This is a genomic window from Ruoffia sp. FAM 20857, assembly GCF_045528645.1.
In the GTDB taxonomy this organism is placed as follows: Bacteria; Bacillota; Bacilli; order Lactobacillales; family Aerococcaceae; genus Ruoffia; species Ruoffia halotolerans.
This window is the reverse complement of the sequence record NZ_JBGQRB010000056.1, coordinates 1-11,081: the sequence shown is the minus strand read 5'-3', so window position 1 is coordinate 11,081 and position 11,081 is coordinate 1. Positions and strand designations below refer to the sequence as shown.

The 11,081-nt window shown below is 38.3% G+C and carries 9 protein-coding genes and 1 other annotated feature; of the genes, 7 read left to right on the top strand and 2 right to left on the bottom strand.

The window, feature by feature from the left end; translation table 11 throughout:
• Positions 1 to 409 precede the first annotated feature (409 nt).
• Positions 410 to 1,582, bottom strand: coding sequence for an aminotransferase class I/II-fold pyridoxal phosphate-dependent enzyme (locus ACEN4N_RS10235; protein ID WP_407089789.1), 1,173 nt, complete (start codon positions 1,580 to 1,582; stop codon positions 410 to 412).
• A 220-nt stretch (positions 1,583 to 1,802) separates the two neighbouring features.
• Positions 1,803 to 2,062: a binding site (T-box leader), on the top strand.
• Positions 2,063 to 2,109: 47 nt separating this feature from the next.
• Here ACEN4N_RS10235 and ACEN4N_RS10230 point away from each other — a divergent pair.
• Together ACEN4N_RS10230 and ACEN4N_RS10225 are read left to right on the top strand one after the other, a co-directional pair.
• On the top strand, positions 2,110 to 3,171 hold the full coding sequence (locus ACEN4N_RS10230; protein ID WP_138403872.1) for a methionine ABC transporter ATP-binding protein: 1,062 nt from the start codon (positions 2,110 to 2,112) through the stop codon (positions 3,169 to 3,171).
• A 55-nt stretch (positions 3,172 to 3,226) separates the two neighbouring features.
• Positions 3,227 to 3,907: a methionine ABC transporter permease gene (locus tag ACEN4N_RS10225; RefSeq protein WP_407089828.1), complete on the top strand. Its 681-nt coding sequence runs from the start codon at positions 3,227 to 3,229 to the stop codon at positions 3,905 to 3,907.
• 54 nt (positions 3,908 to 3,961) lie between these two features.
• Here ACEN4N_RS10225 and ACEN4N_RS10220 read toward each other — a convergent pair whose 3' ends face one another.
• Complete coding sequence (locus tag ACEN4N_RS10220) at positions 3,962 to 4,681, bottom strand: GntR family transcriptional regulator (RefSeq protein WP_407089790.1); 720 nt, start codon at positions 4,679 to 4,681, stop codon at positions 3,962 to 3,964.
• 146 nt (positions 4,682 to 4,827) lie between these two features.
• Between ACEN4N_RS10220 and ACEN4N_RS10215 the strand changes: the two genes are divergently transcribed.
• The 5 genes from ACEN4N_RS10215 (at position 4,828) to ACEN4N_RS10195 (ending at position 10,913) form a co-directional block, all read left to right on the top strand.
• Positions 4,828 to 6,696 (top strand): beta-glucoside-specific PTS transporter subunit IIABC, encoded by a 1,869-nt coding sequence (locus ACEN4N_RS10215; RefSeq protein WP_407094172.1) that lies wholly within the window; start codon positions 4,828 to 4,830, stop codon positions 6,694 to 6,696.
• Positions 6,697 to 6,712: 16 nt separating this feature from the next.
• Complete coding sequence (locus tag ACEN4N_RS10210; protein ID WP_407094171.1) at positions 6,713 to 8,161, top strand: 6-phospho-beta-glucosidase; 1,449 nt, start codon at positions 6,713 to 6,715, stop codon at positions 8,159 to 8,161.
• A 128-nt stretch (positions 8,162 to 8,289) separates the two neighbouring features.
• Entirely contained in the window at positions 8,290 to 9,048 is a 759-nt protein-coding gene (locus ACEN4N_RS10205) for a sulfite exporter TauE/SafE family protein (protein ID WP_407094170.1), read from the top strand.
• A 123-nt stretch (positions 9,049 to 9,171) separates the two neighbouring features.
• The gene (locus tag ACEN4N_RS10200) at positions 9,172 to 9,555 is read left to right on the top strand and encodes a GntR family transcriptional regulator (protein ID WP_138403867.1); all 384 of its coding nucleotides are present in this window, start codon (positions 9,172 to 9,174) and stop codon (positions 9,553 to 9,555) included.
• Positions 9,552 to 10,913 carry a DUF5808 domain-containing protein gene (locus tag ACEN4N_RS10195; RefSeq protein ID WP_407094169.1) on the top strand — a complete coding sequence of 454 codons (1,362 nt, stop codon included), beginning with the start codon at positions 9,552 to 9,554 and terminating at the stop codon, positions 10,911 to 10,913. The genes ACEN4N_RS10200 and ACEN4N_RS10195 overlap by 4 nt, the downstream gene beginning before the upstream one ends.
• Positions 10,914 to 11,081: the final 168 nt, after the last annotated feature.

Below are 11,081 nucleotides of genomic sequence, written 5' to 3'. Positions count from 1 at the left end.
CCAAGTGAATTCTCCTTTTAGTAATGTATGGTAACTTTATTATATAGGAATTCACTGGCTTTTGTGTACATACAAAAAAAGGTGTCAGTGAGATTTCTCTCACCAACACCAAAAATTCAAGAACCTAAAAACACACAGTCCGCTGTGTGTTTTTTCTTTGCAGATTTTTAAAGATTCGGGTGGTAACTGGAAGAATAGGCGAGAATTGTTCCATTTAATCACTTTAACCAGAACAATAATAAAATATTCTTCCATTTAATCACTTTAACCAGAACAATAATAAAATATTCTTCCATTTAATCGGTTTAACCGGAAGAATAAATAATAATTCTTCTACTTAACCACTGATTAACCAATACAAAGAACACCTCCAAGCATCACTTGGAGGTGTTGATAATTATCACTATACTTATTTAAGTTTATTTTCTTCAACAAAAGCTTCAATACGGTCAACGGCTGTTTCTAGGTTTTCTAGATTTGCAGCATAACTTAGACGGAAGTAGTTTTTACCAGCTTCACCGAATGCTTGACCAGGCACTAGACCAACTTTTGCTTCGTGAGCAACTTTAAGACAGAAGTCCATGTCGTCGCCTTCAAACCAATCTGGAATCTTGATGAATAGATAGAAGGCACCATTCGGTGTTGAGACATCGAAGCCCATATCGCGGAATCGGCCCAATAAGTAATCACGACGGATCTTGTATTCTAAGCGCATTTCTTCAATGGCTGCGTCTCCTTCTTCTGAGTAAGCAGCAAGTCCAGCAAATTGTGCTTGCGTTGTTGGCGCATTGATTGCACCTTGATGAATAACAAAAATTTGTTTTAAGACATCTGCAGGCCCCGCAACAATCCCCATACGCCATCCAGTCATAGAATGCGATTTAGATGCACCATTGATTAAAATCGTGTGTTCTGGAAGATATTTAGCTACTGAGACGTGTTTGCCTTTGTAAGTTAACTCTGCATAGATTTCATCTGAAATCACCCAAATATCATGTTTTTTAACGACTTCAGCAAGGCCTTCGATTTGCTCAGCTGTATAAGTATGTCCTGTTGGGTTTGATGGGTGGTTCATTAATAAGACTTTAATGTCTTTATCTTCAGTCAACACTTTGTCTAAGCGTTCTGGCGTTAAGATGAAGTCATCTTCTGTTACGTCTACCGGTACAAATTCCCCACCAGTTAAGTTTACTTGAGTTTTGTAAACGGCATAGTTCGGCGCAGCGGCAACAACTTTATCACCAGGGTTTAGTAATGCATATAGTGAAACGAAAATTGCTTCAGTCGCACCCACGGTTACAATAATTTGATCTTCAGCACGGTAATCTAGGTCGTACTTACGTTTTAAATAACCGCTAATCGTTTCACGTAATTCAGCTAACCCTTTTGAATGGCTGTATCCGTTAAAACTTTTATCGATAGATTGAATTGCTGCATCTTTAATGAAACGAGGTGTTGGAAAATCTGGTTCACCTAAGGTTAATTTAATTAAGCCTTCGATACCTGAAATTTTATCATTAAAGGCACGAATCGGACTCGGTTTAATAGATTTTAACGTTTCTTTTGTATTTCTTTTTGTCATATATATTCCTCCTACGTATTGCATTGTATAGAATAAACTCATCTGATTTTAATCTTAATAACAACCTCATAATACCATAATTATTAAAATTTAGGAAGATTGAAGTGATAGTGTGCGTTTTAAGTGTTGTAGTTTTTGCTGTTTTTGATTATGAGAATTACATAAAGTGCATTGACATTATTCTCATTTTTAGATATGCTTACACACAGATAAAAAAATACTAAACGCTATGAAATGGTAAGTAAGAAGTGACATCTTTCAAAGAGAGCTCGCAGATGGTGAAAGTGAGTAAAGAGATAGCTTGTGAACATGGCCATGGAGCGGTCATTCTGAAGATAAGTAAGAATGAACGGAAACAACCGTTAACATCGTCGCAGTATAAATATTTTCTTAGAGATTTGTACTGTATGAGGCTAGGCTAGTAATGGTTTGGCGAATTAAGGTGGTACCACGAACTTTTTATGCACATTCGTCCTTTTTTTAAAGAGATGAATGTGCTTTTTTTGTATAGATAGGAGGATAAAAAATTGATTGAACTAAAAGATATCGATGTTATTTTTAGTAATGATGACAAAGTTGTCACGGCGGTTAAAGACGTGAATATTACAGTTGATCGCGGTGAAATATTCGGAATTGTTGGCTACAGTGGGGCAGGTAAAAGTACCTTAGTACGTACGATTAACTTACTACAGCCACCCACACAAGGAACGGTTACGGTAAATGGACAAGAAATGCAAAAATTAAGTAAGAAAGAATTACGTGGAGCGCGTAAAAAGATTGGAATGATTTTCCAACATTTTAACTTAATGGATTCGCGTACAATTTTTGATAATGTCGCTTTTCCGTTAAAAGGAAGTGGCTTAAGTAAAGATGAGGTCGCTCATAAAGTGGCTGAGTTATTAGATCTCGTTGGTTTAGAAGAGAAGACAGATAATTATCCAAGTCAATTATCTGGAGGTCAAAAACAACGTGTCGCGATTGCGCGTGCCTTAGCGAATGATCCAGACGTTCTTTTATGTGATGAAGCAACAAGTGCTTTGGATCCCAAGACAACATCGTCAATCCTAGATTTATTACGCAAATTAAACGAACAATTAGGTTTAACCATCGTGATTATTACACATGAGATGTCTGTAGTCAAAGACCTATGTCATCGCGTAGCTGTTATGGAAGACGGGCATGTATTAGAACAAGGTTCAATCGTTGATATGTTCACAAATCCTCAAAAATCATTAACAAAAGAATTTATTAATACAGCCACGCATTTTGACCAAGAAATCGGTTTAGTCCTCACGCATCCAATGATTCAAAACATTGATGAGAATGGTGAGATTATTCGCTTGAGTTACGTTGGAGATGAAACAACGAAACCCATCTTAAGTAACTTAGTACGCGAATTTGATGTAAACGTCAATATCCTTTACGGACATGTGGAAATTTTACAAAATACACCGATTGGGAATATGTTAATCGCAGTCGAAGGGACATCAGAGAATGTTGATAAAGTGATTGAGCATCTTGAAAATAGTGATGTCAGCACACAAAGATTTAATGATTTAGTAAAAGAATACGTGAAGAGGGAGGGATAACATGAGCGAATTAGTCTTAACAATTGGAAGTAGTTCGAAAGAAGTGTCGTCAGGTATTGTTACATTTTTAGAAACACACATTCCATATGCTTGGGAATTAAGAGAAGAATTTGTGGAAGCCATTTGGGAAACAGTTTATATGATGCTCGTATCTATTGGAATCGGTGGTTTAATCGGTTTGATACTGGGTATTATTATGACAGTGACTGGTTTCAATGGGATTTTAGAGAATAAAGTCGTTTATAAGGTCTTAGATTCACTGGTGAATATCTTCCGATCAATTCCATTTATTATTTTACTGGCCTTATTAATAAATGTAACAAGAGCGATTGTTGGAACAACGATTGGACCAACAGCTGCAACAATTCCAATTATTGTAAGTACGATTCCATTCTTTGCTCGTCAAGTTGAGATTGCCTTATTAGAGGTTAATCCAGGGGTAGTTGAAGCTGCTGAAGCCATGGGATCATCAAGTTTTGATATTATTACGCGTGTTTATTTACGCGAAGGGTTAACAGCTTTATTACGTGTAAGTGCCTCAACCGTTATTAACGTCATTGGTTTAACAGCGATGGCCGGAACTGTTGGTGGGGGTGGATTAGGTACGATGGCTATTGCGAGAGGTTACCAACGTAGTCGTATGGACGTTATCCTAGTCGCAACTGTGTTGATCTTAATTATCGTTTTTATTACACAATTAATCTTTAACTTGTTAATCCGAAAGACTGAACATTAAATATAGCGAGAGCAGGCATCTTAGAATCAATGATTCTAAGATGCCTGCTCTTTTTTAGTTCATTAAGTTGGAGTAGCTATTTCCTTGAATAAAGAACTGTGACTCTTCATAATGGTAGATGATTTTTGAATAATCAAATGGCACACCATTAGCCAAGTAAAAGATCGATTCGACTTGAATACCTGGGTCGCCTTCTTGTAATTCTAAGTAAACGGCATTTTGTTGGTTTAACTTACCAACTCTGAGGTAATGGTCTAAGAAACTGATTTGCAGTTTTAGATTGTTCGTTAAGTAATTAAAGACGGAATCTTTTGCGATTTGTTCATTCAAATACATGACGATATTTTTATCAAAGTAAGATTCTTCAATACAAAAGATGCGTCCCTCGATATAACGGAGTCGCTTCAAGTAATAAACTGGTTGATTAGCGTCGATTTGTAGATGTGCCTGAACGGTTTCAGACGGGATGACTTCTTTTAACTCTAAGACAGTGGATGTTATATCGAATTCGCGCAACATGCTGTCAAAACCTTGAATCTCCATAAGGTTAATATAGCCTTTATGTCTACGTCCTCGAACAAAAATACCACTCCCTCTTACTTGATAAATTAATCCGTGGCTTTCTAACTCATCCAAGGCTTTAATGACAGTGTTCTTACTTACTTCAAATTTGGAAACTAATTCATCTAAGCTAGGTAATTTATCACCTTGCTTTAAATTATTAGCTTCTATATATTTAATTATTTCTTTTGCTGTATATTCATATTTAAGCATTATATTTTATCCTTTACTTAATTTAGTTACTTCTATCATACCAAATTTGCTTAAAATATAACATATTATTTGGCAGTTGACAAAAGGTGGGGGTACAATTATAATTGTATCCGTACTAATCTAAGGAAGAAGGAGAGATATACATAATGTCTAGTGAAGATAAAAATGCAAAGTTAGCAAAAGTCATTCTAGAACAAATTGGTGGGGCAAAGAATGTTGATAAAGTAACGCATTGCGCGACACGTTTACGTCTATTTTTAAATGATGATTCAAATGTTTCTTTAGATGATATCAATAAACTGCCCGGTGTGGTCAGTGCAATAAAAAATGCAGGGCAACATCAAATTGTTATTGGGCAACATGTAAGTAAAGTATATGACGAGTTTGTTGAGGCGGCGGGAATTGCTGGGAAACCAAATCAATCAAATGAAGGTAACCAAAGTAATACATCTGTTTTAAACAAGATAATTGGAACGATGTCAGCGGTGTTTGCGCCATTTGTGTATATCTTAGCTGCATCGGGAATTTTGCAAGCGCTACTAATTATTTTAACAACACTATTTCCAACTGTAGCAGAGACTGGAACGTATCAAATTTTTAATATTGTATCGTGGGCACCGTTTGTATTCTTGCCAATATTTATTGCGATCACGGCTTCACGCCACTTTGGATCGAATACATATATTGCGGTTGCGGCTTCGATGGCATTAGTGAGCCCGGATTTAAGTAATATTATTGCCCAAGTTTCAGCTGGTGAAGAATTCCGCTTTTTCGGTTTTCTATTAAGTGAGACAACGTATACTTCAAGTGTACTACCAGCTTTATTCTTAGTTTGGGGCTTATCTTATTTAGAGAAATATTTAGACAGAATTTTCCCAGAAGTGGCTCGACCAATCTTAACGCCACTGTTTGCGATTGTTATTTCCGTTCCTTTAACGTTATTAGTAGTAGGACCTATTACGGCTGGTGCGGCTAACCTTGTTGCGGCAGGGTACAACTTTATCTATAATTTCGCGCCGGTTGTTGCTGGAGCTTTAGTAGGTGGATTATGGCAAATGCTTGTAATGTTTGGGATTCATTGGGGTATTATGCCGATTATGCTGGCGAACTTTGACCAGTACGGGATGGACTCACTTCAAGCATTCACATCTCTAGCAGTAAGTGCGCAAGTAGGTGCTGCTTTAGGGGTAGCAATTAAAGCGAAAAAACAAGAAATTAAACAAGCAGGTATATCTGGATTTTTACCAGGAATTTTTGGTATTACAGAACCAGCTATTTATGGAGTGAACTTACGTTTTAAAAAGCCATTCATTATTGCCTCAATTTCAGGTGCTATTGCGGCTCTTGTAGCGAGTTTATTCGGAGCACATTACTTTGCTTTTACAGGGTTACCTGGTCCACTGACAGTGTTCAACGCATTGAACAGTGAATACCCAATGTCATTCTGGGGTGAATTATTAGGTGTAGCGATTGCGATCATCTTACCAGTTATCCTGATTCAAATCTTTGGATACGGTGAAGATGCGGTTGATGAAGTTGTAAGTGATATTAAAGTAACTGAAGGAGATACACAAACAGATGAACTTATTTCGAAACCATTAGAAGGTAAAGTTGTTGCTTTAGAAGATGTTCCAGATCCAGTATTTGCTAGTGGAATGATGGGACAAGGTGTAGGTATTCAACCAACTGCTGGACAAGTTGTTGCACCCTTTGATGGTGAAGTGATTTTAGTAGCAGGAACGAAGCATGCTGTTGGACTACGTTCTAACGGTGGAGTCGAAATTTTAATTCATGTTGGTTTGGAAACAGTTGGTCTTGAAGGACGTCCGTTTACAACTCACGTGACTGAAGGCGATAAAGTAAGTCGAGGGCAATTATTAATTGAAGCTGATTTGGATATGATTAAATCAGAAGGACTTCCAACGGTTACACCGGTTGTTGTTACTAATACAGCTGACTATATGGATGTAGAAGTTGTGTTGGATGGCGAAGAAGTTATTATCGTTCATAAATAATAAGGAGGAAAAATTAATGAGTAAATTACCAAAAGATTTCTTATGGGGCGGGGCAGTAGCTGCCCATCAATTAGAGGGTGGCTGGAATGCGGGCGGTAAAGGGCCGAGCGTTGCGGATATAATGACCGCGGGTGCGAACGGACAACCGCGTGAAATCACAGAAACCGTTGAAGCCGGTAAATACTATCCAAACCACGAAGCGATTGATTTCTATCATCGTTATAAAGAAGATGTGGCGTTATTCGCTGAGATGGGCTTAAAAGCGTTCCGTACGTCAATTAACTGGACGCGTATTTTTCCAAAAGGTGACGAGGCAGAACCGAATGAAGAAGGTCTACAATTTTATGATGATCTTTTCGATGAGTTATTAAAGCATGATATCGAACCGGTGATTACCTTAACTCACTTTGAAATGCCACTGCATTTGGCTCATGAATATGGTGGATTTAGAAACCGTAAAGTCATTGATTTCTTTGTAAGATTCGCTGAAGTTGTATTTAACCGTTATAAAGATAAAGTAAAATATTGGATGACTTTCAATGAAATTAATAACATGATGGATTATTCGAATCCAATCTTCTTATGGACGAACGTCGGGGTTCAAGTTAAAGAAGGCGAGAATCCTAAAGAAGTCAGGTATACAACTGCGCATAATGTTCTTTTAGCAAGTGCAAAAGCTGTTGCGATTGGCAAAGAAATCAATCCGGATTTTGAAATTGGCGCAATGGTTTCTCATATTCCAATCTATCCAATCAATTCAGACCCTAAAAACGTGATGCTTGCTGAAGAATCAATGCGTCTACGTTACTTCTTCCCAGATGTTCAAGTAAATGGTTACTATCCAAATTATGCTCTAAAAGAATTCGAACGTGAAGGCCTGAATATTCCAATGAAAGACGGTGACGCAGATATTTTAGCTAATGGAACCGTTGATTATCTAGGGTTCAGTTACTACATGTCGAATGCGGTTGATATTAATAGCGGGCAAGGTGAAGATGAGGAAGCAAACGTTCATGGTAAGATTCCTTATCAAGTTGACAATCCTTACTTATCAGCTAGTGATTGGGGCTGGACAATTGACCCTGTTGGTTTACGTTATGTATTAAATCGCTTGTGGGATCGTTATCAAGTTCCTTTATTCATCGTTGAAAATGGTTTTGGAGCTATAGACACGGTTGAAGAAGACGGCAGCATCCATGACCCAGAGCGTATTAACTACTTAAAAGGCCATATCGAAGAGTTAATTAAAGCAGTCGATTATGATGGCGTTGAATTAATGGGTTACACTCCTTGGGGAATTATTGACTTAGTTTCATTTACTACCGGTGAAATGAAAAAACGTTACGGAATGATTTATGTTGACCGTGATAACGAAGGGAACGGAACTCTCGACCGTTCGAAAAAAGATTCATTTGAGTGGTACAAAAAAGTTATCGCAACAAATGGTGAAAATTTAGAAGCTTAATTTAAGAAGGCTCGAACATGGGGGGTGTTCGGGCTTTTTGTTGTCTAAATGCCCCTTTCCTTAATAGACGCCCCCTTTAGTCTATGCTACACTCAAAGAGTTGAAATATAAGTGAAAGAGGTTATTTGATGGATTATACTCTAATTTTAATGGTTGTTGGAGCGGTCTTTTTAGGCTCACTCATGCGTGCAACCTTTGGTTTTGGGGACTCAGTTGTAAGTATGCCATTATTAGCGCTACTACCGATTCCATTTTCAGTATCGGTGTCATTAATTGGTCTGACTGGGATGACAACTGCATTGATGTCAATTCAAAGAGGTTGGAAAGATAAAGATCCAGTCGTGATTAAGAAATTAACACTCGCAACAATCATCGGGATTCCGGTTGGACTGATCCTAGTTCGCTTTGCAGAACAGTCAGTGATTAACTTGATTCTAGGGAGTGTCTTAGTGATTTATTCAATGTATTCACTCACGGCCTCACCCGCGCGTCGAGAATACTTACAAGCAAAATTTGAAAATCCAAATTACTCTTATCCATTCGGATTTCTAGGCGGTATGTTAGGGAGTGCCTATAATATGAACGGTATTCCAGTGGTACTTTATGCTGCGGCCCGTGATTGGACGCCACGTCAGTTTCTAGGAACAGTTCAATCTCATTTCTTGATCTCGAGCGTATTTGTTATTTCCGGTCATGCTTTAAGTGGCTTTTGGAATTGGGATGTGGCTATTTACTTCGCCTTTTCAGTTCCAGTCGTTGCTTTAGGCATGTATATCGGAAGAAAAATTTACAACAAAATAGACACTGACAAATTTAGAACTTATATTTTTATTATGATTCTAATTCTAGGTGCAGTTAATATTGGTAACTTTATCCAAGCGGTGTAAGCAATGAGATGGAGCGTTTTTAACTAAACGCTCTATTTTTTATCGTGATTTGTGTATATGGTGTATTATATGATATAATACAACTAAGGAAGATGGAAAGAAGTGAATCGAAGGGGTGAGAATATGTTAATGGAGATAGATTTATCAGCGGAAACACCGATATACCAACAAATTCGCGATCAAGTTGTGTTAGGAGTCGGCCGCGGGGATTTAAAATACGGAGAAAATTTACCAAGCGCAAGGCAACTGGCTCAAGATTTGGGCGTCAATCCAATGACGGTGAACAAGGCTTATCAAACCTTGAAGCGGGAAGGTATTATTGTAGTGGACCGTCGGGTTGGAACAAAAGTGCGAGAGAATCCAGACGATATGATTGAAAGTGAGTATTTAAACCGACTGGAAGTGACTTTGGCAGAAGGCTTAGCCAAGACGGAAGATAATCAAGCTCTTAAAGAAAAAGTCGTGTCGATGTTAGAAAATTTAATTGAAGGGAGAGAGAATCAATGATTTTAATGACGATTATTCTAATCCTAGTCTTTGTAATGATGATGAATTACGCCGTCAGTTACCAAAATTTCAAAATATTTGGCCTGTCTTTTGCGCCAGAACATGCTGAAACAGATGAAGTTAAGACATTACAACGCCAGTTTAGAGTGACTCAACTAATTATAGGAGCCGTCTTTATTGGCTTGTCATTCTTGGTGAGTTTGGATCTATTCCAAGGGTTGCGCGATTTTATGTGGATACTCATATTATTTAGTTATTTTGTCTTATCTTATGTGCCGGTGTCGATTTGGCAGAGAAAATTCATGGCCTTAAAGCAGGAAAAGGGTTGGATATATGAAACACAAAAACGCGTGGTCGATATCAGTGTGACCCGAGAAAAAGGAAAAGCAGCGCCAAGCAAGAAATGGGCATGGCTCATTTGGTTACTGAGTTGGGTGCCAGTAATCATGGCATGGGTCGCTCAAAGTTCAGGAAGTTTCCTTCTGCCTTTAATCCTTGTACCGCTAACGCTCATCGTGATACCCTTGTCTTATGATATGGTGATTAGCAGTAAGACGCCGTTTGTGTCCAAAGATAGTGAAGTGACCCAAGCTTACATGCGTCATTTTGAAAGAAATAATGCGGTGAGTTACTTGGAGATGAGTTTAATGGTCAATATCTTCTTTATTGCTTTCACAGCACTCGTTCTCTTTAATCCATCGGATCTGTGGCTAATCCTATTATTGGGTGTGTTCTTACTAGCCATTGTTGCTTTAATGGCCCGAACAACTCAGAAAAATAAAGACCTCCAAGCAACATTTTTTGATCAAGCGGAATGGCAAATGCCTGAAGAAGAAGGCCAGTATAAATGGGGTGCCTACTATAATCCAAATGATTCCAGATTATTCGTGCCTAAACGTATATCCGGAATGGGTACGACAATTAATGTCGCTCATCCAGCTGGAAAGGTCATCATGGCGATCCTCGGAATCTTAGTCGTCGGTATTATTGGGCTCGTTCTGATGATGAGTCTGTCAGAATATGATGTTTCAATCCAAGCAGATACGGTTGCCGTCGAAGCACCGATGTACGGACTTGAAGTGGCCTATGACCAAATCGAATCGATTGAATTAAATGAAGGTCCGTTAGAAGGCTCACGCACAAATGGTTTTGGTGGAATGGAGAAACGCTTTGGTCATTTTAACTTAGAGGGTTACGGACCAGTAGAACTCTTCATCTATGACAGTCATCCTTACCACATCGATATTCAGTTTAGTGACGGGGAGTCACCAGGGTGGTTGATCTTTAACCAAACGACGCAAGCAGAGACTGAAGCCGTGTATCAAGCATTAGTAGAACAATGGGAAATGAATCAGTAGTAAAACGAACCAAGCACTTAAAGGTGTTTGGTTTATTTTTTAGGTTCATGAATTTTTGATGTTGGTGGACCGAGGAGCCAGGTGACGCAGTCACCTTGGCTCTTTTTTTATTCCTATGTTTAAGTGTCTCTCTATGCAACGATAGTTTGTGTTGTGTTCTCATCTTTA

Bases quoted from the DNA above. Each gene is read 5' to 3' on its own strand.
- ACEN4N_RS10210 (WP_407094171.1), top strand. From the start codon at position 6,713: ATGAGTAAATTACCAAAAGATTTCTTATGGGGCGGGGCAGTAGCTGCC.
- ACEN4N_RS10215 (WP_407094172.1), top strand. From the start codon at position 4,828: ATGTCTAGTGAAGATAAAAATGCAAAGTTAGCAAAAGTCATTCTAGAA.
- ACEN4N_RS10200 (WP_138403867.1), top strand. From the start codon at position 9,172: ATGTTAATGGAGATAGATTTATCAGCGGAAACACCGATATACCAACAA.
- ACEN4N_RS10220 (WP_407089790.1), bottom strand. From the start codon at position 4,681: ATGCTTAAATATGAATATACAGCAAAAGAAATAATTAAATATATAGAA.
- ACEN4N_RS10205 (WP_407094170.1), top strand. From the start codon at position 8,290: ATGGATTATACTCTAATTTTAATGGTTGTTGGAGCGGTCTTTTTAGGC.
- ACEN4N_RS10195 (WP_407094169.1), top strand. From the start codon at position 9,552: ATGATTTTAATGACGATTATTCTAATCCTAGTCTTTGTAATGATGATG.
- ACEN4N_RS10235 (WP_407089789.1), bottom strand. From the start codon at position 1,582: ATGACAAAAAGAAATACAAAAGAAACGTTAAAATCTATTAAACCGAGT.